This is a genomic window from Rheinheimera pacifica (genome assembly GCF_900108485.1).
GTDB classification, from domain to species: Bacteria; Pseudomonadota; Gammaproteobacteria; order Enterobacterales; family Alteromonadaceae; genus Alishewanella; species Alishewanella pacifica.
Genome location: NZ_FNXF01000026.1, coordinates 1 through 23,510, shown reverse-complemented (window position 1 = coordinate 23,510; position 23,510 = coordinate 1). Strand labels below are relative to the sequence as shown.

General features: G+C 47.5%; 35 protein-coding genes, 4 tRNA genes and 3 rRNA genes. All 42 read right to left on the bottom strand.

From position 1 onward, the window contains the following. Positions 1-291, bottom strand: a 16S ribosomal RNA gene (locus BLW68_RS20060); the annotation flags it as partial. 333 nt (positions 292-624) lie between these two features. After that, complete coding sequence (locus tag BLW68_RS20055; protein WP_092796988.1) at positions 625-1,905, bottom strand: serine hydrolase; 1,281 nt, start codon at positions 1,903-1,905, stop codon at positions 625-627. A gap of 108 nt (positions 1,906-2,013) precedes the next feature. Beyond that, entirely contained in the window at positions 2,014-2,412 is a 399-nt protein-coding gene (gene rplQ, locus BLW68_RS20050; RefSeq protein WP_068238287.1) for a 50S ribosomal protein L17, read from the bottom strand. 39 nt (positions 2,413-2,451) lie between these two features. Further along, positions 2,452-3,441 (bottom strand): DNA-directed RNA polymerase subunit alpha, encoded by a 990-nt coding sequence (locus BLW68_RS20045; RefSeq protein ID WP_027672165.1) that lies wholly within the window; start codon positions 3,439-3,441, stop codon positions 2,452-2,454. Between the two features lie 23 nt (positions 3,442-3,464). After that, the gene (gene rpsD / locus BLW68_RS20040) at positions 3,465-4,085 is read right to left on the bottom strand and encodes a 30S ribosomal protein S4 (RefSeq protein ID WP_068238290.1); all 621 of its coding nucleotides are present in this window, start codon (positions 4,083-4,085) and stop codon (positions 3,465-3,467) included. Between the two features lie 33 nt (positions 4,086-4,118). Beyond that, positions 4,119-4,508, bottom strand: a complete 390-nt coding sequence (gene rpsK / locus BLW68_RS20035) for a 30S ribosomal protein S11 (RefSeq protein WP_040552629.1) — start codon at positions 4,506-4,508, stop codon at positions 4,119-4,121. 11 nt (positions 4,509-4,519) lie between these two features. After that, complete coding sequence (gene rpsM, locus BLW68_RS20030) at positions 4,520-4,876, bottom strand: 30S ribosomal protein S13 (RefSeq protein WP_068238294.1); 357 nt, start codon at positions 4,874-4,876, stop codon at positions 4,520-4,522. A 135-nt stretch (positions 4,877-5,011) separates the two neighbouring features. Continuing rightward, positions 5,012-5,125: a 50S ribosomal protein L36 gene (gene rpmJ, locus BLW68_RS20025; RefSeq protein ID WP_082694854.1), complete on the bottom strand. Its 114-nt coding sequence runs from the start codon at positions 5,123-5,125 to the stop codon at positions 5,012-5,014. Positions 5,126-5,146: 21 nt separating this feature from the next. Beyond that, complete coding sequence (gene secY / locus BLW68_RS20020; protein ID WP_092796986.1) at positions 5,147-6,475, bottom strand: preprotein translocase subunit SecY; 1,329 nt, start codon at positions 6,473-6,475, stop codon at positions 5,147-5,149. A gap of 15 nt (positions 6,476-6,490) precedes the next feature. Continuing rightward, positions 6,491-6,925, bottom strand: coding sequence for a 50S ribosomal protein L15 (gene rplO / locus BLW68_RS20015; protein ID WP_092796984.1), 435 nt, complete (start codon positions 6,923-6,925; stop codon positions 6,491-6,493). Between the two features lie 3 nt (positions 6,926-6,928). After that, entirely contained in the window at positions 6,929-7,111 is a 183-nt protein-coding gene (rpmD, locus tag BLW68_RS20010) for a 50S ribosomal protein L30 (RefSeq protein WP_027672159.1), read from the bottom strand. A 6-nt stretch (positions 7,112-7,117) separates the two neighbouring features. Next, positions 7,118-7,621 carry a 30S ribosomal protein S5 gene (rpsE, locus tag BLW68_RS20005; protein ID WP_068238299.1) on the bottom strand — a complete coding sequence of 168 codons (504 nt, stop codon included), beginning with the start codon at positions 7,619-7,621 and terminating at the stop codon, positions 7,118-7,120. A 9-nt stretch (positions 7,622-7,630) separates the two neighbouring features. Next, positions 7,631-7,981, bottom strand: a complete 351-nt coding sequence (gene rplR, locus BLW68_RS20000) for a 50S ribosomal protein L18 (RefSeq protein WP_068238302.1) — start codon at positions 7,979-7,981, stop codon at positions 7,631-7,633. Between the two features lie 9 nt (positions 7,982-7,990). Then, positions 7,991-8,524, bottom strand: a complete 534-nt coding sequence (gene rplF / locus BLW68_RS19995) for a 50S ribosomal protein L6 (RefSeq protein WP_092796982.1) — start codon at positions 8,522-8,524, stop codon at positions 7,991-7,993. Between the two features lie 15 nt (positions 8,525-8,539). Continuing rightward, positions 8,540-8,932, bottom strand: a complete 393-nt coding sequence (rpsH, locus tag BLW68_RS19990) for a 30S ribosomal protein S8 (RefSeq protein WP_068238308.1) — start codon at positions 8,930-8,932, stop codon at positions 8,540-8,542. A gap of 21 nt (positions 8,933-8,953) precedes the next feature. Next, the gene (gene rpsN, locus BLW68_RS19985) at positions 8,954-9,259 is read right to left on the bottom strand and encodes a 30S ribosomal protein S14 (protein ID WP_068238311.1); all 306 of its coding nucleotides are present in this window, start codon (positions 9,257-9,259) and stop codon (positions 8,954-8,956) included. An 11-nt stretch (positions 9,260-9,270) separates the two neighbouring features. Further along, positions 9,271-9,810 (bottom strand): 50S ribosomal protein L5, encoded by a 540-nt coding sequence (gene rplE, locus BLW68_RS19980; RefSeq protein WP_068238316.1) that lies wholly within the window; start codon positions 9,808-9,810, stop codon positions 9,271-9,273. Between the two features lie 19 nt (positions 9,811-9,829). Then, entirely contained in the window at positions 9,830-10,144 is a 315-nt protein-coding gene (gene rplX, locus BLW68_RS19975) for a 50S ribosomal protein L24 (protein ID WP_068238319.1), read from the bottom strand. A 9-nt stretch (positions 10,145-10,153) separates the two neighbouring features. Continuing rightward, on the bottom strand, positions 10,154-10,522 hold the full coding sequence (rplN, locus tag BLW68_RS19970) for a 50S ribosomal protein L14 (protein ID WP_027672151.1): 369 nt from the start codon (positions 10,520-10,522) through the stop codon (positions 10,154-10,156). Between the two features lie 164 nt (positions 10,523-10,686). Beyond that, positions 10,687-10,941: a 30S ribosomal protein S17 gene (rpsQ, locus tag BLW68_RS19965; RefSeq protein ID WP_068238321.1), complete on the bottom strand. Its 255-nt coding sequence runs from the start codon at positions 10,939-10,941 to the stop codon at positions 10,687-10,689. Beyond that, positions 10,941-11,132 carry a 50S ribosomal protein L29 gene (gene rpmC, locus BLW68_RS19960; RefSeq protein ID WP_068238323.1) on the bottom strand — a complete coding sequence of 64 codons (192 nt, stop codon included), beginning with the start codon at positions 11,130-11,132 and terminating at the stop codon, positions 10,941-10,943. The genes rpsQ and rpmC overlap by 1 nt, the downstream gene beginning before the upstream one ends. Then, entirely contained in the window at positions 11,132-11,545 is a 414-nt protein-coding gene (rplP, locus tag BLW68_RS19955) for a 50S ribosomal protein L16 (RefSeq protein ID WP_068238325.1), read from the bottom strand. The genes rpmC and rplP overlap by 1 nt, the downstream gene beginning before the upstream one ends. A 12-nt stretch (positions 11,546-11,557) precedes the next feature. After that, positions 11,558-12,271, bottom strand: coding sequence for a 30S ribosomal protein S3 (gene rpsC / locus BLW68_RS19950; RefSeq protein ID WP_008224489.1), 714 nt, complete (start codon positions 12,269-12,271; stop codon positions 11,558-11,560). A 9-nt stretch (positions 12,272-12,280) separates the two neighbouring features. Further along, on the bottom strand, positions 12,281-12,613 hold the full coding sequence (rplV, locus tag BLW68_RS19945; RefSeq protein WP_019677721.1) for a 50S ribosomal protein L22: 333 nt from the start codon (positions 12,611-12,613) through the stop codon (positions 12,281-12,283). 10 nt (positions 12,614-12,623) lie between these two features. Further along, positions 12,624-12,902 (bottom strand): 30S ribosomal protein S19, encoded by a 279-nt coding sequence (gene rpsS / locus BLW68_RS19940; protein WP_008950795.1) that lies wholly within the window; start codon positions 12,900-12,902, stop codon positions 12,624-12,626. A gap of 16 nt (positions 12,903-12,918) precedes the next feature. Beyond that, on the bottom strand, positions 12,919-13,743 hold the full coding sequence (gene rplB, locus BLW68_RS19935; protein WP_092796980.1) for a 50S ribosomal protein L2: 825 nt from the start codon (positions 13,741-13,743) through the stop codon (positions 12,919-12,921). A gap of 16 nt (positions 13,744-13,759) precedes the next feature. Beyond that, positions 13,760-14,062: a 50S ribosomal protein L23 gene (gene rplW, locus BLW68_RS19930; protein WP_068238329.1), complete on the bottom strand. Its 303-nt coding sequence runs from the start codon at positions 14,060-14,062 to the stop codon at positions 13,760-13,762. Beyond that, positions 14,059-14,664 carry a 50S ribosomal protein L4 gene (gene rplD, locus BLW68_RS19925; RefSeq protein ID WP_092796978.1) on the bottom strand — a complete coding sequence of 202 codons (606 nt, stop codon included), beginning with the start codon at positions 14,662-14,664 and terminating at the stop codon, positions 14,059-14,061. Before rplD ends, rplW begins: the two co-directional genes overlap by 4 nt. A gap of 18 nt (positions 14,665-14,682) precedes the next feature. Next, complete coding sequence (gene rplC / locus BLW68_RS19920) at positions 14,683-15,321, bottom strand: 50S ribosomal protein L3 (protein WP_068238335.1); 639 nt, start codon at positions 15,319-15,321, stop codon at positions 14,683-14,685. A 29-nt stretch (positions 15,322-15,350) separates the two neighbouring features. Beyond that, positions 15,351-15,662 (bottom strand): 30S ribosomal protein S10, encoded by a 312-nt coding sequence (gene rpsJ / locus BLW68_RS19915; protein WP_008899121.1) that lies wholly within the window; start codon positions 15,660-15,662, stop codon positions 15,351-15,353. A gap of 222 nt (positions 15,663-15,884) precedes the next feature. Beyond that, the gene (locus tag BLW68_RS19910) at positions 15,885-16,745 is read right to left on the bottom strand and encodes a phospholipase A (RefSeq protein ID WP_092796976.1); all 861 of its coding nucleotides are present in this window, start codon (positions 16,743-16,745) and stop codon (positions 15,885-15,887) included. Positions 16,746-16,759: 14 nt separating this feature from the next. After that, the gene (locus BLW68_RS19905; RefSeq protein WP_092796974.1) at positions 16,760-18,499 is read right to left on the bottom strand and encodes an acyl-CoA dehydrogenase family protein; all 1,740 of its coding nucleotides are present in this window, start codon (positions 18,497-18,499) and stop codon (positions 16,760-16,762) included. A 140-nt stretch (positions 18,500-18,639) separates the two neighbouring features. Beyond that, a complete protein-coding gene (tuf, locus tag BLW68_RS19900) occupies positions 18,640-19,824 on the bottom strand; it encodes an elongation factor Tu (protein ID WP_092796972.1) in 1,185 nt (394 codons plus the stop codon). A gap of 74 nt (positions 19,825-19,898) precedes the next feature. Beyond that, positions 19,899-19,974: transfer RNA gene (locus BLW68_RS19895), tRNA-Thr, on the bottom strand. A 12-nt stretch (positions 19,975-19,986) separates the two neighbouring features. Then, a tRNA-Gly gene (locus tag BLW68_RS19890) sits at positions 19,987-20,061 on the bottom strand. Between the two features lie 31 nt (positions 20,062-20,092). Next, positions 20,093-20,177: transfer RNA gene (locus BLW68_RS19885), tRNA-Tyr, on the bottom strand. Positions 20,178-20,182: 5 nt separating this feature from the next. Next, positions 20,183-20,258, bottom strand: a tRNA-Thr gene (locus BLW68_RS19880). A gap of 111 nt (positions 20,259-20,369) precedes the next feature. Continuing rightward, positions 20,370-21,065, bottom strand: coding sequence for a type III pantothenate kinase (locus BLW68_RS19875; RefSeq protein ID WP_092796970.1), 696 nt, complete (start codon positions 21,063-21,065; stop codon positions 20,370-20,372). Position 21,066: 1 nt separating this feature from the next. Beyond that, positions 21,067-22,050, bottom strand: a complete 984-nt coding sequence (birA, locus tag BLW68_RS19870) for a bifunctional biotin--[acetyl-CoA-carboxylase] ligase/biotin operon repressor BirA (RefSeq protein WP_092796968.1) — start codon at positions 22,048-22,050, stop codon at positions 21,067-21,069. Further along, positions 22,047-23,057: a UDP-N-acetylmuramate dehydrogenase gene (gene murB, locus BLW68_RS19865; RefSeq protein WP_092796966.1), complete on the bottom strand. Its 1,011-nt coding sequence runs from the start codon at positions 23,055-23,057 to the stop codon at positions 22,047-22,049. Before murB ends, birA begins: the two co-directional genes overlap by 4 nt. Before the next feature lie 105 nt (positions 23,058-23,162). Then, positions 23,163-23,277: ribosomal RNA gene (gene rrf / locus BLW68_RS19860) — 5S ribosomal RNA — on the bottom strand. Between the two features lie 149 nt (positions 23,278-23,426). After that, positions 23,427-23,510: ribosomal RNA gene (locus BLW68_RS19855) — 23S ribosomal RNA — on the bottom strand; the annotation flags it as partial.

The window sequence follows — 23,510 nt, the reverse complement described above, 5'->3', positions numbered from 1 at the left end:
TGATCATCCTCTCAAACCAGCTAGGGATCGTCGCCTTGGTGAGCCATTACCCCACCAACTAGCTAATCCCATATAGGTGCATCCGACAGCATATGGCCCGAAGGTCCCATACTTTGGTCCGTAGACGTTATGCGGTATTAACAGTCGTTTCCAACTGGTATCCCCCTCTGTCGGGCAGCTCCCTATACATTACTCACCCGTCCGCCGCTAGGTCCGAAAACCCCGCTCGACTTGCATGTGTTAGGCCTGCCGCCAGCGTTCAATCTGAGCCATGATCAAACTCTTCAATTAAAGTTCTTTCTGTCACCGAAGTGACGCTCAGTCTTACTGACTTAAAACATTTCTGTAGTAGCCACTCAACCGATAAATTTCATTTTGTGAAATCCATCATAAGTGCCCACACAGATGATTGATTGCGAATTGTTAAAGAGCGTGCGTCAGAGTTTTCTCAATGACGCGAGGCTTTCACCTCAGTCAGACGCTTTGGGCTTTCGCTTGCTGCCGTCTGTGTGGTGCGCATTATAGAGATCGCTTTAATTCGATCAAGATCTTTTTTACAGAAATATGATCGACCGCGCACTTTTTAAGCGATCCTTTAAAAAAGCACTGTTTTTTGATTATAAATCACTCGATTTCTGCACCTGATGCAGTAACTCTGCTGACTTCTGATAGATCGGGCTTATATTTTCTTGGTCGTTGCAGCTCATGCTGATACAGATATTCACCTAACTGACGCAAAAACGGCAGCGCCACTTCGTCTGTCTGATATTGATCGTCATTTAACGTATCGTTTTCATTGGCATAGATCACGGCAGTAACAAAGAACTCTATTTCCTGCTGCAGATCGACAATATAGGCGCCATCAATAATATGACCATAAGCCCAGCCGGTTTTATTAAAAATACGGATATATTCAGGTATTTGTTGTGCCTTACCGCCAAACAGCAAAAACTTAGAGTAGTTATCCGGGTACTGTTTTGCATCATAAAGCGGATTAGTACTGTCAGGTGGTAGCATCGCCATATAACGCAGCACCAAAGAACGATCTTCCGGCCGTAGCTTAAAACGCTCATTCTCCGTAAAAAGCTGCGGAAAGATCACCCGCTTTATTGCACCATCAAAATCAGTAAGGCTAAGACGGTTTTTGTCGGTAAAATCCATCGGCGAGTTAATCAGCTCTTTACCACTGATATAAACTCTACCCAACGCTGGTTTATCTTTATTAATGTATTGCTGGTTTGTACTACGGGCCGGCAAAGCCAGAATTAGCTTGCCGTTAGTATCAACAAAGCGTACCGGGTTAAACTGCCGGTTTTGCTCTGCCGTCAGTGGTACACTGAGGCGGTGATTAATCAGGCTATGGCCAAGCCCTTTGGCTGTCAGGCGCTGATTAATAAAATCCTGGCCAAGCAATTCATACAACCGGTTACTGCCGTCATTATCACTGACCAGTAATATCTTCTTTATATACTGTGCAATGCTGGGAAAACCGCTAGCAGAAGTAGGATCTGTAGCTTGCGCCGTTTGCCAGTCAGTTGCCGCATCTGTCAGCATAGTGGTATCTGCATTTAAGCCTGCAACATTTTGCTCTGCCAACCATTCCAACGCCAACAAGGCTATAGGCAGTTTTACTGTGCTGGCCGGATAGAAGTAGCGATTATCATCCAGGCCAAATTGATAGTAGGTCAGATTTGGGTTGTTATCAGTATCACGATCGATCCGGGTATAGATAATTTGCAGCCGGTAAGGCTCTGGGTTAGCCAGTACTTGCTGCAATATCGGATGCTGGTTCGTTACCTGAGATAACAACGGCTGCAGTGGTTGATACTGTGCCTCTGATGTCGCTTTAGCGTTAGCTGACAGCAACAGATTGAGTAATAGCAAGGGAAGCAATGTTTTTTGCATAATCAATACTTGGCTTTACGTTAAAACACCATAGTACGAATTAGCTGATGGAAAAACAAACTGACATAAAAAAGCCGGGCATAGCCCGGCTTTTTAGTTTTTTAGCGCTTACTCAGCTGCAGTTTCTTCAACTGGCAGTGCGTCCGTTTCCGGACGATCGACTAACTCGATGTAAGCCATAGGTGCGTTATCGCCGGCACGGAAGCCACACTTCAGAATACGAGTGTAACCACCTGGACGCGCGTTGTAACGCGGGCCCAGCACGTTGAATAACAAACCTACTACTTCTTTATCACGAGTACGGGCAAAAGCTAAACGGCGGTTTGCAACGCTGTCATTCTTTGCCAATGTGATCAATGGCTCGATCACACGACGTAACTCTTTAGCCTTTGGCAAAGTCGTTTTGATGATTTCGTGCTTCACCAACGAGCTTGCCATATTGCGGAACATTGCCGTACGGTGGCTGCTGTTCCTGTTTAATTGACGACCACTCTTGCGATGGCGCATGATCTATTCCTTCTCACTAAACCAGAAACTGGTATCTGATTAGTCTTTATTTACCAGACTCGCTGGCGGCCAGTTCTCAAGGCGCATGCCCAGAGATAAACCGCGTGATGCCAGCACGTCTTTGATTTCGGTAAGCGACTTTTTACCCAGGTTAGGTGTTTTAAGTAACTCAACCTCGGTACGCTGAACCAGATCACCAATGTACTGAATCTGCTCTGCCTTCAAGCAGTTAGCAGAACGAACTGTTAATTCCAAATCATCGACCGGACGTAACAGAATCGGATCAAACTCCGGCTTCTCTTCGCGTTTTTCCGGTTCGCTCTTATCGCGCAGCTCGACGAAGAACTCCAGCTGTTCGGCCAGAATTGTTGCTGCACGGCGAATGGCTTCCTCTGGCTCAACAGTGCCGTTGGTCTCCATATCGATGATCAGTTTGTCCAGATCGGTACGCTGTTCTACCCGCGCAGCTTCAACAGAGTAGGCTATACGCTCTACCGGGCTGAAAGAGGCATCCAGTAACAGACGACCAATAGGACGCTCGTCATCATCTGAGGACAAACGCGCTGATGCAGGCACATAACCGCGACCACGTTCAACTTTCAGACGCATACTGAATTCAGTTTCGCCAGTCAGGTTGCAAATAACGTGCTCAGGGTTGGTAATAACCACACCGTCGCCATGCTGGATGTCTCCAGCTGTTACAGGGCCAGCACCTTTCTTCGTCAAAGTCAGAGTGACTTCATCTTTGTCTTCCAGGCGAACGGCAAGGCCTTTCAGGTTCAGAAGGATATCAATGATATCTTCCTGTACACCTTCTTTGGCACTGTACTCATGGAGAACGCCGTCAATCTCAACTTCAGTCACTGCACAACCTGGCATTGACGAAAGCAGAATACGACGTAACGCGTTGCCCAAGGTATGCCCGAAACCGCGCTCAAGTGGTTCCAAAGTAACTTTGGCACGAGTTGGGTTGATTTTTTCGATACCAACTAATCTCGGCTTAAGGAATTCGGTGACAGAACCCTGCATATATCCTCTCTTAACAATTAGCTTTACTTAGAGTAAAGCTCGACGATTAACTGTTCGTTGATGTCAGCAGACAAGTCTGAACGCTCAGGCAGACGTTTGAAAACGCCTTCCAGTTTCGTATTATCTACTTCGATCCAAGTTGGTTTCTCACGTTGTGCAGCTACTTCAAGCGCAGCGCCAATACGGGCTTGCTTTTTCGCTTTCTCACGAACAGAGATCACTTGTTCAGGTAATACTTTGTATGATGGAATGTTCAGCACTTGGCCATTAATCATAATAGCTTTGTGGCTAACCAACTGACGTGCTTCAGCGCGAGTGCTGGCCAAACCCATACGGTATACTACGTTGTCTAAGCGTGACTCTAACAACGCTAACAGGTTTTCACCTGTATTACCTTTCAAACGAGCAGCTTCCTTGTAATAGTTACGGAACTGCTTCTCTAATACGCCATACATACGACGTACTTTTTGTTTCTCGCGTAACTGTAAACCGTAGTCTGATAAGCGACCGCGACGAGCGCCGTGCTGACCAGGGGCAGTAGTTAAGTTACACTTTGAATCGATTGCTCTTACGCCGCTCTTCAGGAACAGATCTGTACCTTCGCGACGACTTAGTTTGAGCTTAGGACCCAAATATCTTGCCATCTTCTTTCTCCAATAATCCGTGAAGCGCTGTAATTACACGCGACGTTTTTTAGGTGGACGGCATCCGTTATGTGGGATAGGCGTCACGTCGGTGATATTTGTGATCTTGTAACCAGCGGCGTTCAGAGCACGAATCGCTGATTCGCGGCCTGGGCCTGGGCCATTCACAAACACTTCAAGGTTCTTCAGACCATATTCCAGCGCAGCAGTACCTGCACGCTCTGCAGCTACCTGAGCAGCGAACGGAGTAGATTTACGTGAACCACGGAAACCTGAACCGCCGGCAGTTGCCCAGCACAGTGCATTGCCCTGACGATCAGTAATCGTCACGATGGTGTTGTTGAAAGAAGCATGGATATGAGCCATACCGTCTGAAACTTGCTTTTTTACCCGTTTACGAGTACGAACTGGTGCTTTAGCCATGTTGAATCACCTTATTTCTTAATCGCTTTACGTGGGCCCTTGCGGGTACGCGCATTAGTTTTAGTGCGCTGACCACGAACCGGCAGACTACGACGGTGGCGCAGGCCACGGTAGCAACCAAGGTCCATTAAACGCTTAATGTTTAACGTAATTTCACGGCGCAAGTCACCTTCAACGGTGTATTTTGCAACTTCGTCACGAAGCGTATCTAACTGAGCGTCGCTTAACGCAGCAATTTTTGTACTTTCTTCGATACCCACTGCAGCTAAAATCGATTTAGCGCGGGTTTTGCCGATACCATAAACATAGGTCAAAGAGATGACCGCATGCTTATTATCGGGGATGTTAATGCCAGCGATACGGGCCACTAACGTTCTCCTATAATAGAGTTTAAAGATGCCAATTTGAAAAGCCCGTAAGGATACTCAAATGGCGCTGATATTGCAAACGATAAAGGGGCTCAACCAATCAGCCCAGCCCACAGTATCATTTTTGTTCTGCTATTAGCCTTGGCGCTGTTTGTGCTTTGGCTCACTGCAAATTACGCGAACAACGTTATTACGTCTGATCACTTTGCAGTTACGGCAGATCTTCTTAACGGAAGCTCGTACTTTCATAACTTAACTCCGCAAACTATCTTAACGGCCGTAGCCTTTAAGATTTGCCTTTTTAAGCACAGAATCATATTGATGCGACATCAAATGCGTCTGTACCTGTGCCATAAAGTCCATGATAACCACAACGATAATCAGCAGTGAAGTACCACCGAAGTAGAACTGTACGTCCCACGCTACCATCATGAACTCAGGAACTAAACAGATAAAGGTTATATACAGGGCGCCCGCTAGGGTTAACCGTGTCATTACTTTATCAATGTATTTTGATGTCTGCTCACCAGGACGGATCCCAGGGATAAAAGCACCAGATTTCTTCAGATTTTCTGCTGTATCACGCGGGTTAAACACCAACGCAGTATAGAAGAAGCAAAAGAAAATAATGGCCGCGGAGTATAACATCATATACAACGGTTGTCCCGGAGATAATGTTAATGCTAATTCCTGTAGGAAGTTAGCTACCGCACCTTCACCTGAACCAAACCAACTGGCTATCGTTCCGGGGAACAGAATAATGCTAGAGGCAAAAATCGGTGGAATTACACCAGCCATATTAACCTTTAACGGTAAATGGCTGCTTTGCGCGGCAAACACCTGACGGCCTTGCTGACGCTTGGCGTAATTGACCACAATCCGACGCTGGCCGCGTTCAAAGAACACCACAAACCAGGTAATCGCGATTACGATCACACCTATCGCAACTAACAGTAAAAAGTGCAAATCGCCTTGACGTGCCTGCTCAATCGTCTGACCAATGGCCGACGGGAAGCCGGCAACAATACCGGTAAAGATTAGCAACGAAATACCATTACCAATGCCACGCTCTGTAATTTGCTCACCTAACCACATTAGAAACATGGTACCGGTAACCAAACTGATTACCGCAGTGAAGTAAAATGCAAAGCCAGGATTTATTACTAAACCCGGCATCATATTAGGCAGGCCAGTGGCAATACCAATGGCCTGTAACGTTGCTAACGCTAAAGTACCGTAGCGCGTCATCTGATTAATTTTGCGCTTTCCAGCTTCGCCTTCTTTCTTTAATTCGGCCATGGCAGGATGAACTACCGTTAACAGCTGAACAATAATAGAGGCAGAGATGTAGGGCATAATACCCAACGCAAATACGGAAGCACGCTCAAGTGCGCCACCGCTGAACATGTTAAACATTTCAACGATGGTGCCCTTTTGTTGCTCGAATAACTGAGCCAGCACGGCGGCGTCAATTCCAGGAATTGGCACAAAGGAGCCTAACCGAAATACGATTATGGCCAAAAGTACAAATAACAAACGGGCTTTCAGCTCGCTGAATCCGCCTTTTGCACTTTTTGAGTCCGAACCTGGTTTAGCCATCGCGTACTATCCTTATTATTCTTCGACTTTACCGCCAGCGGCTTCGATTGCTGCACGCGCGCCTTTTGTTGCACCTAAACCTTTTACGGTTACCGGACGAGTAATTTCGCCTGACAGTACAACTTTGGCAAACTTAACAGTACGGGAAATGATGTTAGCTTCCATCAGGCTAGCCAGATCAACTACATCACCTTTCACCGCTGCCAGTTCGTGCAGACGTACTTCAGCAGAAACCAGAGATTTCTGTGAAGTGAAACCGAATTTAGGTAAGCGCTGTTTCAATGGCATTTGACCGCCTTCGAAACCAGGACGCACTTTACCGCCAGAACGTGATTTCAAACCTTTGTGACCACGACCCGCAGTTTTACCTAAGCCAGAGCCGATACCACGACCCACGCGGCGCTTTTCTTTCTTAGCACCAGGTGCCGGAGCAATAGTATTTAATAACATCTGTTACTCCTCCACTTTAACCATGTAATACACAGCGTTGATCATACCGCGAACTGAAGGTGTATCTTCAACTTCAACAGTGTGACCGATGCGGCGTAAACCTAACCCAGTTAACGAGGCCTTGTGCTTCGGTAAACGACCGATGCTTGACTTCGTTTGGGTTACTTTAATTGTCTTCTTCGCCATGGCAGATTACCCCAGAATGTCGTCAACGCGTAAACCGCGTTTAGCAGCTATTTGAGCTGGCGACTTAACAGTCGACAGTGCATTAATAGTTGCGCGAACTACGTTGATTGGGTTAGTTGAGCCGTAACACTTAGACAGAATGTTTTGTACACCAGCAACTTCCAGTACGGCGCGCATTGCACCACCGGCGATCAAGCCAGTACCTTCAGCTGCAGGTTGCATGTAAACATTTGAACCTGAGTGAACACCACGGGTTGGGTGGTGTAAAGTGTTACCATTTAACTCAACCTGAGTCATATTGCGACGTGCTTTTTCCATTGCCTTTTGAATGGCAGCTGGAACTTCACGTGCTTTACCATAACCAAAACCAACGCGACCATTACCGTCACCAACCACAGTCAAAGCGGTGAAGGAGAAAATCCGGCCACCTTTAACAACTTTTGACACGCGGTTTACTGCAACAAGCTTCTCTTGTAAATCAGATTGTTGTTTAGCTTCTTCGTTAGCCATGAGCTACTCCTAGAACTGAAGACCGGCTTCACGCGCCGCGTCAGCCAGAGCTTGTACGCGACCATGATACTGGAAGCCACTGCGGTCAAAAGCACAAGCAGTAACGCCTTTGGCTACTGCACGTTCGGCAATCGCTTTACCTACAGCCTTAGCAGCATCTACGTTACCAGTGTACTTCAGTGAGTCTTTGATTGAAGCTTCTACGGTAGAAGCTGCAGCAATCACTTCAGCATTTGGTGCGATAAGCTGGGCGTAGATGTGACGTGGTGTACGGTGTACAACCAGGCGATTCGCACCTTGTTCGATAATATTTCTGCGAGTGCGTTTGGCACGGCGCAGACGAGCAAGTTTCTTATCCATCGTCCTACCCTACTTTTTCTTCGCTTCTTTACGACGCACGTTTTCATTTGCATAGCGCACACCTTTGCCTTTATAAGGCTCTGGTTTACGGTATGCCCGGATGTTAGCGGCAACCTGACCAACTAATTGCTTGTCAGCACCTTTTACCAGTACTTCAGTCTGGCTTGGCGTTTCAATAGTGATACCGTTAGGTACCTGAAACACCACTGGGTGAGAAAAGCCCAGGCTCAGGTTCAATACTTTACCTTCTGCTTTCGCACGGTAACCAACACCAACCAGTTCCAGCTTCTGTGAGAAGCCTTCAGTTACACCAGTAACCAGGTTGTTGATTAACGCACGGGCAGTACCCGCTTGCGCGTCAGCGCCATCGAAGCCGTCACGTGGATTGGTACGTAAAACATTACCATCTACCACGACTTCAACCGCTGGGTTAACATCTAATGTTAACTCGCCGTTTTTGCCCTTGAACGACACTACCTGACCTTTTTGCGTTACAGTAACGCCGGTTGGGATAGTGACTGGGGCTTTAGCAACACGAGACATAGATTACTACCTCCGTTACGCTACGTAGCCGATGATTTCGCCACCGATACCAACCTTGCGCGCGGCGCGGTCAGTCATTAGTCCTTTAGATGTTGACACGATGGCCACACCTAAACCGCCCATTACCTTAGGTAAATCGCCACGCTTCTTATAGATGCGCAGACCTGGACGACTAACACGATCGATAGTTTCAATTACAGATTTGCCCTGGAAGTACTTTAACGTTACTTCCAGCTCTGGCTTAACATCACCAGAAACCGCGAAATCAGCGATGTAACCTTCGTCTTTTAATACTTTCGCAATAGACACCTTCAGTTTTGAAGATGGCATCTTAACCGCAACTTTATTGGCTGACTGGCCGTTGCGGATGCGAGTAAACATATCCGCTACTGGATCTTGCAAACTCATAGCTCGTTACTCCCGTGATTCTTACCAGCTAGCCTTACGAAGGCCAGGAATTTCACCGCGCATCGCCGCTTCACGGACCTTGATCCGGCTCATGCCGAACTTACGCAGGTAACCGTGTGGACGACCAGTTACACGACAACGATTACGTTGACGCGAAGGGCTTGAATCACGCGGCAACGTCTGTAACTTAAGAACTGCAGCCCAGCGGTCTTCGTCAGAAGTCGCAGGATTGGCAATCGCATCTCTCAGTTCATGACGCTTTGCAGCGAATTTGGCTACCAGTTGTGCACGCTTTAATTCGCGGGCTTTCATTGATTGTTTTGCCATGACCCTACACCTTATTTCTTGAATGGGAAGTTAAACGCGGCAAGTAAAGCACGTCCTTCGTCATCGGTACGCGCGGTAGTCGTAATAGTGATATCTAAACCACGTACTGCGTCTACTTTGTCATAGTCGATTTCTGGGAAAATGATTTGCTCACGTACACCCATGCTGTAGTTACCACGGCCATCGAACGACTTCGGATTTACACCACGGAAGTCACGAATACGCGGGATAGCAATAGAGACTAAACGCTCTAAGAATTCCCACATACGTTCGCCGCGCAGGGTCACTTTTGCGCCAATAGGGTAGCCTTCACGGATTTTAAAACCAGCTACTGATTTACGAGCCTTAGTTACCAGAGGTTTCTGGCCGGCAATAGCAGTTAAATCTGCTACGGCGTTATCAAGGATCTTTTTATCAGCTACGGCTTCACCCACACCCATATTGAGTGTGATTTTAACAATCCGAGGGACTTGCATGACGCTGGTGTAGCCGAACTGCTTAAACAGTTCTGGGACTACGGTGTCTTTGTAAATTTCATGCAGTTTCGCCATCGTATTACTCCAATAGCAATTAAATTACTTCGTTATTCGACTTGAAGAAACGTACTTTTTTGCCGTCTTCAAGGCGGAAACCTACACGATCTGCTTTACCCGTTTTAGAGTTAAAGATCGCTACGTTTGAAACATGAATTGAGGCTTCTTTCTCAACGATACCGCCTGGCTGATTCAGAGCCGGTACAGGCTTCTGATGCTTTTTAACCAGGTTAACGCCGGAAACATAAACACGACCTTCAGCTACTAAAACTTTAGTAACCTTACCGCGCTTACCCTTGTCCTTACCAGTAAGAACAACAACCTCGTCATCACGACGGATTTTACTAGCCATGGTGACTCCTTACAGTACTTCAGGTGCCAGAGACACGATCTTCATAAACTTATCGCCACGAAGTTCACGTGTAACAGGCCCGAAAATACGAGTGCCGATCGGTTCCAGCTTGCTGTTTAACAACACTGCTGCATTGCGATCAAAACGGATTAATGACCCGTCCTGACGGCGTACGCCTTTGCGTGTACGCACCACCACTGCATTCAGTACATCACCTTTTTTAACCTTACCGCGCGGAATTGCTTCCTTAACAGTAATTTTGATGATGTCACCAATTGCAGCATAACGGCGATGTGAACCACCTAAGACCTTAATACACATTACGCTGCGCGCGCCGCTGTTGTCTGCGACTTCCAGCATAGATTGCATCTGGATCATCTTAGTGCTCCGCTATTCTACTAAATAACCCTCACGGGCTACGCTGCTTACGATAAAAACTACCCCCTGACAAGAGGGCGCGTGATTATAACAGCACTCTTGTTAAAAAGGTAGCGCAAAATAAAAGCGGCCCACAAAGGAGCCGCTCTTAACACCTTAACGAATTAAGATGCTGATTCGACTACAGCAACCAGGGTCCATGACTTAGTCTTGGACAAAGGACGGCATTCACGAATCGTGACTACGTCGCCTTCTTTACACTGATTGGTTTCATCATGTACGTGCAGCTTGGTAGTACGCTTGATGAACTTCCCGTAAATTGGGTGTTTCACCGAACGCTCGATCGCAACAGTAATAGACTTGTCCATTTTGTTGCTGATCACTTTACCTTGCAGTGTACGAGTATTAGTTTCGCTCATTACGCACCTGCCTTCTCGGTTAAGATGGTCTTAACGCGCGCGATATCACGACGCACCTGCTTAAATAAATGCGTTTGAGCTAACTGACCGGTAGCTAATTGCATGCGCAGGTTGAACTGCTCACGTAATAAACCCAGTAATTCAGTATTTAACTCTTCAACACTTTTCGCTTTTAATTCGCTGGCTTTCATCACATTACCGTCCGCGTTACAAAGGCTGTCTTAAATGGTAGCTTAGCGGAAGCCAATGCAAATGCATGACGCGCTAACTCTTCAGACACACCGTCCATTTCGTACAGTACTTTGCCAGGTTTAATCTGACATACCCAGTACTCAACAGAACCTTTACCACTACCCATACGTACTTCCAGCGGCTTAGCAGTGATTGGCTTGTCTGGGAACACACGGATCCAGATTTTACCAACACGCTTAACAGCGCGCGTCATAGCACGACGTGCAGATTCAATTTGACGTGAAGTCATTTGACCACGTTCTACAGATTTCAGTGCATAAGTACCGAAAGATACTTTATCGCCAACCTGGGCTAAACCACGGTTACGACCTTTGTGCACTTTACGAAATTTTGTACGTTTTGGTTGCAACATCGCTCAATACCCCTACTTAGCCTTACGTGCCGGTTTTTTCGGCGCTTTAGGCTGGTTGTTATTGTTGGCGTTGTTGGTGTTGTTGTTCAATGGCAGAGCACCTAAGATCTCGCCTTTGAAAATCCACACTTTCACACCAATGATACCGTAAGTAGTCAGTGCTTCTGAGGTATTGTAATCGATGTCAGCACGCAGAGTGTGAAGTGGCACACGGCCTTCACGGTACCACTCTGAACGAGCGATTTCTGCGCCGCCTAAACGGCCGCTAACTTCAACTTTGATACCCTTGGCACCGATACGCATGGCGTTTTGTACCGCGCGCTTCATAGCACGACGGAACATTACACGACGCTCTAACTGGCTGCTGATTGAGTCAGCAACTAATTTGGCATCCAGCTCAGGCTTGCGGATTTCAGAGATGTTAATCTGCGCAGGTACGCCAGCGATGGCTGCTACTTGCTTGCGGATTTTCTCAACATCTTCACCTTTCTTACCGATGATTACGCCTGGACGCGCAGTGTGAATAGTCACACGGATGCTTTTCGCAGGGCGTTCAATATCGATCCGGCTAACTGACGCGGCTTTCAGTTCTTTTGTCAGATACTGACGAACTTTAAAGTCACCGTTTAAGAAATCCGGGAAGTCTTTCGTATTCGCGAACCAGGTTGAGCTCCATGGCTTAGTGATACCTAGGCGAATACCATTAGGATGTACTTTCTGTCCCATTTCTCTCTCCTAGTTATCAGCTACAACCACAGTGATGTGGCTAGTACGCTTGACGATACGGTCAGCACGACCTTTAGCACGTGGCTTGATTCGCTTCATAGACGGACCTTCATCAATGAAGATAGTCTTAACTTTCAGCGTATCAATATCCGCGCCTTCATTGTGCTCAGCGTTGGCAATGGCTGATAAAAGAACCTTTTTAACTAACTCAGCAGCTTTTTTCGGGCTGTAAGTCAGTACGTTCAGCGCCTTATCTACTGACAATCCACGCACCTGGTCAGCAACCAGACGAGTTTTTTGAGCAGAAGAACGGGCAAATTTGTGTTTAGCTAATGCTTGCATCATTTACCCCTTAGCGCTTCTTGGCCTTTTTGTCGGCTGCATGACCACGGTAGGTACGAGTAGGTGCAAATTCACCTAACTTGTGACCTATCATCTCTTCCGAGACGAACACTGGTACATGTTGACGACCATTATGGACAGCGATGGTCAAACCGATCATATCAGGTATGATCATTGAACGACGGCTCCAAGTCTTAATAGGCTTCTTGTCACCGCTTTCCAACGCTTTCTCTACCTTCTTCAGCAAGTGAAGGTCAATAAATGGACCTTTCTTGAGAGAACGTGGCATGGCAATTCCTCACAAATTATTTATCACGACGACGTACGATAAGTTTATCAGTACGCTTGTTTGAACGAGTTTTGTAACCCTTCGTTGGCACGCCCCATGGAGATACAGGGTGACGACCACCAGAAGTTTTACCTTCACCACCACCGTGTGGGTGATCAACCGGGTTCATTACCACACCACGTACGGTTGGGCGAACGCCACGCCAGCGCATAGCACCAGCTTTACCGTATTGACGTAACATATGTTCCGCGTTGCCGATCTCACCGATAGTCGCGCGACAATCTGCTAATACTTTACGTACTTCGCCACTGCGTAAACGCAGTGTCACGTACTCACCGTCACGAGCCAGGATCTGTACAAATGCGCCAGCAGAACGAGCTAACTGACCACCTTTACCTGGTTTCATTTCGATGTTGTGTACTACCTGACCAACCGGGATATTACGCAGTGGTAAGGTGTTACCGGCTTTGATTGGTGATTCCATACCTGAAACCACTGTATCACCTGCCTTCAGGCCTTTAGGGGCCAGAATGTAACGACGCTCACCGTCTGCGTATAACACCAGTGCGATGTTAGCAGTACGGTTTGGATCGTACTCTAAACGCTCAACTTTGGCTGGAATGCCATCTTTGTTGCGTTTGAAGTCAACTAAACGGTAATGTTGCTTATGACCACCACCGATATGACGGGTAGTGATGCGACCGTTGTTGTTACGACCACCAGTTTTTGAATTTTTCTCTAACAAAGGGGCATAAGGCTTGCCTTTGTACAGGTCTGGGTTAACCACTTTTAATACGTGGCGACGACCTGGTGACGTAGGTTTACACTTTATAAGTGCCATTTCCTAACTCCTCTTCTTACTCAGCGCCGCCAACGAAATCGATTTCGCTGCCTTCTTTAAGAGTCACGTAAGCTTTTTTCCAATCGCTACGCTTGCCCATACGCGCACCAGTGCGCTTGGACTTACCCTTAACGTTAACAGTACGCACACCAACGACTTCAGTTTCGAACAGTTTTTCAACTGCTGCTTTAACATCAGCTTTAGTCGCAGTAGTGGCTACCTTGAAAACGACTGTATTATGTTTTTCAGCAGACACAGTGCTCTTTTCAGATACGTGTGGTGCCAAAATAACTTTCAGTAAACGTTCTTCGCGGATCATGCTAACAGCTCCTCAAGTTGCTTAACTGCAGCAGCAGTCATTAACACTTTGTCGAATGCGATTAAGCTGACCGGGTCGATACCGTGTACGTCACGCACGTCAACCTTGTACAGGTTACGTGCTGATAAGAACAGGTTCTCATCCACTTCGTTAGTCACGATTAACACGTCTTTTAAGTCCATTGCTTTTAACTTCGCAGTTAAATCTTTGGTCTTAGGCGAATCAACGGCGAAATTTTCCACCACGATTAAACGCTCTTGACGTACTAATTCAGACAGGATGCTTTGGATCGCACCACGATACATTTTACGGTTTACTTTTTGGCTGTGATCTTGTGGCTTAGCCGCAAAAGTTACACCGCCTCCGCGCCAGATTGGGCTACGGATAGTACCGGCACGCGCGCGGCCTGTACCTTTTTGACGCCATGGCTTCTTACCACCACCGCGTACTTCAGAACGTGTCAGCTGAGCGCGGGTACCCTGACGGGCGCCGGCAGCATAAGCTACAACAACCTGATGAACCAAAGCTTCATTAAACTCACGTCCAAAGGTAGCTTCGGAAACTTCAAGAACGCCTTGAGCGTCTCGTAATGCTAATTCCATCACTTATCTCCTCAGACGTTAGCTTTTAACAGCTGGTTTAACGATCACGTCACCACCGATAGCGCCAGGTACTGCACCTTTCACTAACAGCAGATTACGTTCTGCGTCTACACGAACCACTTCCAGTGACTGCACGGTTACGCGCTCAGCACCTAAGTGACCAGCCATTTTTTTACCCTTGAATACTTTACCCGGTGATTGGTTCTGACCAATTGAACCAGGGGCACGGTGTGATAAAGAGTTACCGTGAGTAGCATCCTGAGTACGGAAATTCCAGCGCTTAACAGCACCAGCAAAACCCTTACCTTTTGATGTGCCAGACACATCAACTTTTTTCGCTTCAGCGAAAATTTCAACCGTAATTTCGCTGCCGACAGTGATGTCAGCACCTTCGTTATCTGTCAGGCGGAATTCCCACAGACCACGACCAGCGTCCACGCCCACTTTAGCGAAGTGGCCTGCTTCCGGCTTGCTCATGCGGCTTGCCTTTACAGTACCAGCAGTCACTTGCAGTGCGCTGTAACCGTCTGTCTCTGCAGTTTTAACTGCAGTTACACGGTTTGGTGTCGCTTCGATTACGGTTACTGGAATTGAAACGCCGTCTTCAGTGAAGATGCGAGTCATTCCCACTTTACGACCGACTAGACCGATAGCCATTTCCTAAACCTCTCTATAAACCTGTCTGATTAGCCCAGGCTGATTTGAACGTCAACGCCAGCAGGCAAGTCTAAACGCATCAGCGCATCAACCGTTTTCTCGGTTGGCTCAACGATGTCGATTAAACGCTTGTGGGTACGGATTTCGTACTGATCACGTGCATCTTTGTTGACGTGAGGAGAAATCAATACAGTGAAACGTTCCTGGCGGGTAGGAAGTGGAATAGGACCACGAACCTGTGCGCCCGTACGCTTAGCTGTGTCAACGATTTCCATGGTTGACTGATCGATCAAACGGTGATCGAACGCTTTCAGACGGATGCGAATCCTTTGATTACTCATGTATCAAAGCCTCAAAGAGCAAAAAGAGCAAAAATAAACACAAGCTATCCAACCCAAGAAGGGGGATGCCCATGCACCGAAGTTACGTTTGCTCCCCAATCGGGAGCACTGTAAGTGCTAAATAACTCTAAAGTTTATTTAGCAAGCCAGTCAGAATTAAATCGACTGGCCGCGCATTATACTGAAAACGGCTAATAACGCAAGCATTGGTTATTAATTGCGCTACAAAATATCATTCAATTCAAAGCCAACACCAAAACGGGTAACTGAGCGATTATAGTCAATAAGGCTTTCACCATAACCATTAAACAACTCGGCATAAAAGCGGATATGGTTGTTAAACGGTACTGAGTACGACAACCGTACTGCACCTTTATTGTCACTACGCAAATTATTCCGCACCATCATGCGCCAGGTCGCGTCCCCGTGCTTGTAAGCAGCAGAGAGTTCAAACCAGCCCATATATTTGGTGATATCCGGGTTGTCGTCACCTTTGGGGTCTGTTGGTGATTCTTTCGGATCTTCTTTAAAACGGTAGTAAGGCTCAAAATTAATAAATACATTGCCAATAGAGGTAACCCAGCTGAGCTTTAGCCGGTTCCAACTGCGGGACTGAGCACCAGAGCGACCGTTGGACTGATGCGATAAACTCAAACCAATAATGCGGCTGGCCGCATCCTCAACGTTGGCATAGTGCGGAAACATCAGAATAAGCTCGGGCTCGTAATTGTTTTCCCGAAACGGCGATGACACCTCACTATTATAGGCCTGCCAATAGGCCTGCTGAGTGAAAGCAAAAAACAGATAACCGTTATCGTTATAAATTTTGCTCCACAGTGGTGTTTTTAAGCTGAGCTGAAATTTAGCCTCCAGATTATCAGACGGTGCTGACTCGCCGTCATTTACCATGATGGGGGCTATACCATCCACGTAGGTTACCGGCATCAGATAGTTATTATGATGTGGTATCAACGTAAAAGGAGCATATGAATCCCACTGCTCGGCTTTCATTCTTTTATCCAGTGCATCTGCCGCCGATGCGGAAAATGCTAATAAGCCAACTAAACCAAGCAGGTACTTCATAACAATCCTTAATGCTAAAAATGGTCTAGCGCAAACTTATCCATAATCGCTGAATCACACCTTAATACGGCAAGCAATCCTTCGGCTTTGGGCAAGATACGCTCAAAATAATAAACCGCAGTATATTGTTTTTCCTCAATAAAACACTCGGCATGTAAAGAGCTCTGCAGCGCAGCCAGATTTTTATACCACATATAACCGTAAAGAACATATGAAACTAACGTTAAATAATCACAAGCGTTAGCACTTTGTACCCTCAGATCCTGAGCCAGTAGCCCCTTGGTTAATACTTCCAGTTCAGCAATGTAATAAAGCAGAGTGTTAGCGGTGTCTATTGGCCGCACAGCAAGTTCTGTTTTGATTTCACTAAGCAAAGCTAACAAAATGCCGCCGTTGTCTGCAGCAACCTTGCGCAGCATAAAGTCCGCCGCCTGAATACCGTTAGTGCCTTCATAGATCTGGGCAATACGCACATCGCGCACCAGTTGCTCCATGCCCCATTCTTTTACATAGCCATGACCACCAAACACCTGCTGTGCCGTCACACAGGCATCAAAGCCCTGATCGGTCATAAACGCTTTAGCTATAGGCGTCAGTAAATTAGCGCGCTGCGCCGATACAGAGCAATTATCATACTTAGCTTTATCCAGCAGCGACGCCACCCAGGTTGCAAAGGTGCGGCCGGCCTCATTCATTGCTTTGATGTTAAGCAACATGCGCCGTACGTCAGCATGACCGATGATCGGCTCAGCTTTATTAGCGTCTTTCTCAGTAACCCGGCCCTGCGTGCGGTCTTTTGCATAAGCCAGCGCATTTTGATAAGCGCGCTCAGCCGCACCCAGCCCCTGACTACCCATTGATAGACGCTCATAGTTCATCATGGTAAACATACAGGCTAAACCACGGTGTGGTTCACCAATTAAATAGCCTTTAGCATCGTCGAAACTCAGCACACAGGTTGCCGAGCCGTTAATACCCATTTTATGCTCGATAGAACCTACACTAACACCATTGCGCTCACCGGGTTCACCACTGGCATCAGGCAGATACTTCGGCACCAGAAACAGCGAAATACCGCGGCTGCCTGCCGGTGCATCCGGCAGTTTAGCTAGTACCAGATGGATAATATTCGAGGTTAAATCATGCTCGCCGGCAGTAATAAAAATTTTGCTGCCACTTAGCAAATAGCTGCCATCGTCCACCGGTTTGGCGGTGGTGCGCATAATGCCGAGATCGGAGCCGGCATGGGCTTCAGTTAAACACATAGTGCCTGACCATTCACCGCTGTACATTTTGGGCAGGTATAGCGCTTTGGCAGTTGCATCAGCGTGTTGTAATAGCGCAACGCAGGCGCCGGCAGTTAAACCCGGATAAAGCGAAAAAGCAATGTCGGCGCTGCAGAGCATTTCGTCTACCATCATCGACAGCGCTTTTGGCATGCCCATGCCACCGTACTGCGGATCGCCACTGAGGCTGGTCCAGCCACCTTCAGTTAAACTTTGATAGGCAATTTTATAGTGCTGTGGCAACGTTACTTTGCCATCCTTAAGTTGCGCCCCGTGTTTATCGGCTTCGCCCGAGAAGGGTACCAGCTGCTGCTCACATATTTTGGCAGCCTCTTCCAAAATAGCTTTGGCTGTATCTGCTTCAATTAACTCTTGCAACTGGCTTTGCTGCTGCCAGTACTTGTCGAGCTGCCATACATCAAACAAGTTAAAGCAAATATCTTTTAGCGGGGCCTGATAGTGGCTCATAGCGGTGCCTCTTCAACTGGACGGATGAGTTTAAGCATGGCACAGCTTTAGTTTTCAAACAAGTGTTTGAATAGCATCTTACTGCAGTAAAATTCCACCATAAAAAAAGCCCCTTACGGGGCCTTTTCACATCTTAGCTATTACGCCAGGATTTTTGATACTACACCCGCACCTACTGTACGGCCGCCTTCACGGATAGCGAAGCGTAAACCTTCGTCCATCGCGATTGGGCAAATCAGCTCTACAACAAACTTCAGGTTGTCGCCTGGCATTACCATCTCTACGCCTTCTGGCAATTCTACTGCACCAGTTACGTCTGTAGTACGGAAGTAGAACTGTGGACGGTAGCCTTTGAAGAATGGCGTATGACGACCACCTTCTTCTTTTGACAGTACGTACACTTCGCCTTCAAACTTAGTGTGTGGCTTGATTGAACCTGGCTTCGCCAGTACCTGACCACGCTCTACGTCTTCACGCTTAGTACCACGTAACAAGGCACCAATGTTCTCGCCTGCACGACCTTCGTCTAACAGCTTACGGAACATTTCTACACCTGTACAGGTAGTCGCTACTGTATCTTTGATACCTACGATTTCTACTGTCTCGCCTACTTTTACGATACCTTGCTCTACACGGCCTGTTACTACAGTACCACGGCCAGCAATTGAGAATACGTCTTCGATTGGCATGATGAATGGCTTGTCAATCGCACGTACCGGCTCTGGGATATAGGTGTCTAACGCTTCGCCTAATTCCAGGATTTTCTTTTCCCACTCTGCATCGCCTTCCAGGCCTTTCAGCGCTGAACCACGGATTACAGGCAAGTCGTCACCCGGGAAGTCGTAGTCTGAAAGAAGCTCACGCACTTCCATTTCTACCAGCTCTAACAGCTCTTCGTCATCTACCATGTCACATTTGTTCATGAATACGATGATGTATGGTACGCCTACCTGACGTGATAACAGGATGTGCTCACGGGTTTGTGGCATTGGGCCGTCTGTCGCTGCTACTACCAGAATAGCGCCGTCCATCTGCGCCGCACCGGTAATCATGTTCTTAACATAGTCGGCGTGACCTGGGCAGTCTACGTGGGCGTAGTGACGGCTTGGTGTATCGTATTCAACGTGTGATGTGTTGATTGTGATACCACGGGCCTTTTCTTCCGGCGCTTTGTCAATCTGGTCGAATGCAAATGCCTGACCGCCGTAGTGCTTTGCCAGTACGTTTGTGATTGCTGCAGTTAAAGTAGTTTTACCGTGGTCAACGTGACCAATTGTGCCTACGTTTACGTGCGGTTTATTACGTTCAAATTTAGCCTTAGCCATGAATAGACCCTTTTTAACAAAACGGCGGTTATTTAATTAGTGTGTTGGTTTAAATAGCTTGAGAGGTGTCAAGATGGTGCTGATACCCAGAATCGAACTGGGGACCTCATCCTTACCAAGGATGCGCTCTACCGCCTGAGCTATATCAGCAACGTTTTTGATTGGAGCGGGCAGCGGGAATCGAACCCGCATCTTCAGCTTGGAAGGCTGAGGTAATAGCCATTATACGATGCCCGCGGCCTACTCGTAGCTATTCTTCTGACGAAGATGGTGGAGGGGGAAGGATTCGAACCTTCGAAGGCAGTGCCGGCAGATTTACAGTCTGATCCCTTTGGCCACTCGGGAACCCCTCCACTAATGGTGCCGCTTATCCGAGTCGAACGGATGACCTACTGATTACAAGTCAGTTGCTCTACCAACTGAGCTAAAGCGGCACTACGTCAGTGGGTGCGAATTCTAGTGGAATGCCCTAAGCCGTGCAACAGAAAAAACCAAAAAAGCAGTAATTTCCTGCCTAAGCGCTCATAAAGTGCGCAAACCAGCCATTACATATCGATATAACGCGCCAGTCCATGGAAAATCAGTAAAGGCTCTACAACAACAGGTAAATCTGACAGATAAGATTTAAGAAACTTACTGTCACCACCGGTTAACAGCAACTTGTCACTCGGGGTTTGCTGCCATGCCAGCATGATTGCACCTAAAATCGCTGCTAAACAACCATTTTGTAAACCTGCTACTGTATCTATGCCGGGTTCTAAACGACCGTTAAACATTTCAGCATTAAAAACCTTGGCGGTGTTTTTTACCACTGCCTGTTGCTGCATTTTTAGGCCCGGTATAATCCAACCACCGCCATGTTGGCCATCCAATGCCAGCCAATCTAAGGTAACTGCAGTGCCCGCATCAACGATTAGTACGTTTTGTGCTGGAAACAACAGCTGAGCACCTAACATCGCCAACCAGCGATCGACGCCCAAAGTCTGGGGTTGTTGATAGCTACTGCGCACACCATAGGCCTGAGCATCAGAGTGCACCTGGCGCCAGGGTAAATGCTCCAAACCTAGCTGTTGTTTGATTGCTACAACTCTCTCTTGTGAAGCCACGCAGGCAAAATATACAGCCTTAACTGGTAGCTTAGCCAGATTATCAGCGGCCAATTGCGGCAAAGCCGTAACTTTGCCGTTTTTCACCAATGCGGCTTTCTCCCGGGTATTGCCAATATCCAGTAACAAATACATGCTAATCTCCCGGCCGTAAACTAAGCTCGCCACCAAAATAGGCTTGTATACCTGCAGCCGTGTTAACCAATAAAGCACCTTGTTTATCTACACCAAGGCAAATACCTTGTACCTCAGTATTACCAATAAGCTTCACCGCCTTGTCGCGGTACTGATTGTACTGATTAAACTCATCAACAAAGCAACTGAAGCCGTTATGGGTAAACTCTGTGAGCAGCATAATCAGTTGTTGTTGCAGCAATGCCACCAACAGGTTACGGTCTATCGCCTGGCCAGAGGCATACGCCAAATCAATGTATTGTTGGTCGATATTGTCCAGCGCCTGCTGCGGCAGACGAATATTCATGCCAATACCGATGATCACATCACAGCCGGCATGAGCCTGCCCTGCCAGCTCTACCAAAATGCCGCACAACTTTTTACCGTCAACATAGACATCATTTGGCCATTTAACCTTAGCATCAACCTGATACTGCTGTTTTAACAATCTGGCGATGGCGATAGCCACTACCAGACTTAACCCCATGGCGGCCTGGATCCCTTGTTCGAGCTTCCAGTACATAGAGAAATATAAACTGGCGGCGAAAGGTGAATACCAATTACGGCCACGCCGGCCACGCCCAGCAGTCTGCGCTTCTGCCACTAAGGTATAGCCAGGCTCATTTACCAGGCCGTCCTGCACTTTTTGCATTAGCTGGCTATTGGTTGAGTCGGTAATATTTTGCACCAGAATAGTGGGGCTGCCACTTTGGCGCAACTGGCTTATCTTTGCTGCATCCAGTAATGTCAGCGGTTCAGCCAGGCAATAACCCCGGCCTTTTACTTTGTATATATCTAAGCCAAGTTGTTGTAACTGTTTGATATGATTAGCGACAGCAGTGCGGCTTAACCCCAGCGCTTCAGCCAGAAACTGCCCCGACTGAAACTCACCGCTGCTTATTGCGCTAAGTAACTGGCGCTGTGTGACTAAACTGGCTTTGCTCATCTGACAGCCTGTCCTGCACCATTTAGCATACGAACTTCTGCTTCCAACTGAATGCCGTAAACAGCAAACACTTGCTGCTGTACTGCTGTTACAAGCTGCTCCAACTGAGCTGGCGTACCTGCGCCGTGGTTAACCACCACTAGCGGCTGTAACTTATAGCAGCCGACGTCGCCATAGCCCTTGCCTTTAAAACCTTGCTGCTCTATTAACCAGGCGGCGGGCACTTTCACTGTATTGTCGGCCTGAATAAACCCCGGTATAGCAGCATGCTTTGCTTTTAGCGCCGTATACTGCTGCATTGCAATAACCGGGTTTTTAAAGAAGCTGCCACAATTGGCCAGCACAGCAGGGTCAGGCAACTTACTGCTACGTACAGCGATAATTTGTTCGAATATAGTGTTGATAGCTGCGTCAGCCGGCAAGTGATCCAGGCCTTTATATCCCAGTACGGGAGCTGCGTTCTTACTTAAGCATAAACCTACCGCAACGATGATACCTTTGCCCGCCAGGGCATGCTTAAACACGCTGTCACGGTAGCCAAACTGGCAACGACCTGCAGCAATACGCTGCACCTTACGCTGTTGCCAGTGGTAAAAATCTACATATAAACAACTGTCTGCCAGCTCAACACCGTAAGCACCTATATTTTGTACCGGGGCCGCGCCAACGGAGCCCGGGATCAGCGCCAGATTTTCTATGCCCCAAAACTGCTGCTCAACTGCCCAGCTAACCAACTGATGCCAGTTATGACCTGCTTCCACGTGTACTAGCACATGCTGCGGATCTAATTGGGTAACAGTTTTGCTGTCGGCAACAAAACGACAAACGGGTGCGATAAGATCCTGCATAAAAATGGTATTGCTGCCCTCGCCCAGCACAACAGGAGTTGTATCGGAATGGAAGTTCTTCAGCTCAGCAACAGAACCAAACTCGATCACACTGGCTAGCTGAGCATTAAAGCGGAAAGTAGAATAAGGAACGGCAGAAATATTAGTTAAAGTGCGCATGATCAGGCCAGTTGACGCGAATACCGCTATTGTAATGATGTGGTTGACGAAGCGCAAAGCAAAAAAGCCCCACGCTTTCGCGTGGGGCTTGTTTACTTATTGGGAGCCTGGCGGTGAACTACTCTCGCATAGCGAATGCTACACTACCATCGTCGCAGCTGCGTTTCACTTCTGAGTTCGGAATGGGATCAGGTGGTTCCACAGCGCTATTGCCACCAGGCAAAAAACTGTCGGGAACAGTTTTTAATGCACTTTAGTGCAGCCCGCTTGCGGGTCAATTCCAGGATAGGAATTGATAAAAACCGTTGCCATTATTTAGCAAGCTTTCGTAGTTAACACACTGTATCTCTAAAACATCTTGGGCGTTGTATGGTTAAGCCTCTCGGGCAATTAGTATGAGTTAGCTTAACGTGTCACCACGCTTCCACACCTCACCTATCAACGTTGTGGTCT

What these genes read in the sequence shown, in the direction of transcription:
- BLW68_RS20055 (WP_092796988.1), bottom strand. Translation starts at nt 1,905, where the DNA reads ATGCAAAAAACATTGCTTCCCTTGCTATTACTCAATCTGTTGCTGTCA.
- rplQ (WP_068238287.1), bottom strand. Translation starts at nt 2,412, where the DNA reads ATGCGCCATCGCAAGAGTGGTCGTCAATTAAACAGGAACAGCAGCCAC.
- BLW68_RS20045 (WP_027672165.1), bottom strand. Translation starts at nt 3,441, where the DNA reads ATGCAGGGTTCTGTCACCGAATTCCTTAAGCCGAGATTAGTTGGTATC.
- rpsD (WP_068238290.1), bottom strand. Translation starts at nt 4,085, where the DNA reads ATGGCAAGATATTTGGGTCCTAAGCTCAAACTAAGTCGTCGCGAAGGT.
- rpsK (WP_040552629.1), bottom strand. Translation starts at nt 4,508, where the DNA reads ATGGCTAAAGCACCAGTTCGTACTCGTAAACGGGTAAAAAAGCAAGTT.
- rpmJ (WP_082694854.1), bottom strand. Translation starts at nt 5,125, where the DNA reads ATGAAAGTACGAGCTTCCGTTAAGAAGATCTGCCGTAACTGCAAAGTG.
- secY (WP_092796986.1), bottom strand. Translation starts at nt 6,475, where the DNA reads ATGGCTAAACCAGGTTCGGACTCAAAAAGTGCAAAAGGCGGATTCAGC.
- rplO (WP_092796984.1), bottom strand. Translation starts at nt 6,925, where the DNA reads ATGTTATTAAATACTATTGCTCCGGCACCTGGTGCTAAGAAAGAAAAG.
- rpmD (WP_027672159.1), bottom strand. Translation starts at nt 7,111, where the DNA reads ATGGCGAAGAAGACAATTAAAGTAACCCAAACGAAGTCAAGCATCGGT.
- rpsE (WP_068238299.1), bottom strand. Translation starts at nt 7,621, where the DNA reads ATGGCTAACGAAGAAGCTAAACAACAATCTGATTTACAAGAGAAGCTT.
- rplR (WP_068238302.1), bottom strand. Translation starts at nt 7,981, where the DNA reads ATGGATAAGAAACTTGCTCGTCTGCGCCGTGCCAAACGCACTCGCAGA.
- rplF (WP_092796982.1), bottom strand. Translation starts at nt 8,524, where the DNA reads ATGTCTCGTGTTGCTAAAGCCCCAGTCACTATCCCAACCGGCGTTACT.
- rpsH (WP_068238308.1), bottom strand. Translation starts at nt 8,932, where the DNA reads ATGAGTTTGCAAGATCCAGTAGCGGATATGTTTACTCGCATCCGCAAC.
- rpsN (WP_068238311.1), bottom strand. Translation starts at nt 9,259, where the DNA reads ATGGCAAAACAATCAATGAAAGCCCGCGAATTAAAGCGTGCACAACTG.
- rplE (WP_068238316.1), bottom strand. Translation starts at nt 9,810, where the DNA reads ATGGCGAAACTGCATGAAATTTACAAAGACACCGTAGTCCCAGAACTG.
- rplX (WP_068238319.1), bottom strand. Translation starts at nt 10,144, where the DNA reads ATGGCTAGTAAAATCCGTCGTGATGACGAGGTTGTTGTTCTTACTGGT.
- rplN (WP_027672151.1), bottom strand. Translation starts at nt 10,522, where the DNA reads ATGATCCAGATGCAATCTATGCTGGAAGTCGCAGACAACAGCGGCGCG.
- rpsQ (WP_068238321.1), bottom strand. Translation starts at nt 10,941, where the DNA reads ATGAGCGAAACTAATACTCGTACACTGCAAGGTAAAGTGATCAGCAAC.
- rpmC (WP_068238323.1), bottom strand. Translation starts at nt 11,132, where the DNA reads ATGAAAGCCAGCGAATTAAAAGCGAAAAGTGTTGAAGAGTTAAATACT.
- rplP (WP_068238325.1), bottom strand. Translation starts at nt 11,545, where the DNA reads ATGTTGCAACCAAAACGTACAAAATTTCGTAAAGTGCACAAAGGTCGT.
- rpsC (WP_008224489.1), bottom strand. Translation starts at nt 12,271, where the DNA reads ATGGGACAGAAAGTACATCCTAATGGTATTCGCCTAGGTATCACTAAG.
- rplV (WP_019677721.1), bottom strand. Translation starts at nt 12,613, where the DNA reads ATGCAAGCATTAGCTAAACACAAATTTGCCCGTTCTTCTGCTCAAAAA.
- rpsS (WP_008950795.1), bottom strand. Translation starts at nt 12,902, where the DNA reads ATGCCACGTTCTCTCAAGAAAGGTCCATTTATTGACCTTCACTTGCTG.
- rplB (WP_092796980.1), bottom strand. Translation starts at nt 13,743, where the DNA reads ATGGCACTTATAAAGTGTAAACCTACGTCACCAGGTCGTCGCCACGTA.
- rplW (WP_068238329.1), bottom strand. Translation starts at nt 14,062, where the DNA reads ATGATCCGCGAAGAACGTTTACTGAAAGTTATTTTGGCACCACACGTA.
- rplD (WP_092796978.1), bottom strand. Translation starts at nt 14,664, where the DNA reads ATGGAATTAGCATTACGAGACGCTCAAGGCGTTCTTGAAGTTTCCGAA.
- rplC (WP_068238335.1), bottom strand. Translation starts at nt 15,321, where the DNA reads ATGGCTATCGGTCTAGTCGGTCGTAAAGTGGGAATGACTCGCATCTTC.
- rpsJ (WP_008899121.1), bottom strand. Translation starts at nt 15,662, where the DNA reads ATGAGTAATCAAAGGATTCGCATCCGTCTGAAAGCGTTCGATCACCGT.
- BLW68_RS19910 (WP_092796976.1), bottom strand. Translation starts at nt 16,745, where the DNA reads ATGAAGTACCTGCTTGGTTTAGTTGGCTTATTAGCATTTTCCGCATCG.
- BLW68_RS19905 (WP_092796974.1), bottom strand. Translation starts at nt 18,499, where the DNA reads ATGAGCCACTATCAGGCCCCGCTAAAAGATATTTGCTTTAACTTGTTT.
- tuf (WP_092796972.1), bottom strand. Translation starts at nt 19,824, where the DNA reads ATGGCTAAGGCTAAATTTGAACGTAATAAACCGCACGTAAACGTAGGC.
- BLW68_RS19875 (WP_092796970.1), bottom strand. Translation starts at nt 21,065, where the DNA reads ATGTATTTGTTACTGGATATTGGCAATACCCGGGAGAAAGCCGCATTG.
- birA (WP_092796968.1), bottom strand. Translation starts at nt 22,050, where the DNA reads ATGAGCAAAGCCAGTTTAGTCACACAGCGCCAGTTACTTAGCGCAATA.
- murB (WP_092796966.1), bottom strand. Translation starts at nt 23,057, where the DNA reads ATGCGCACTTTAACTAATATTTCTGCCGTTCCTTATTCTACTTTCCGC.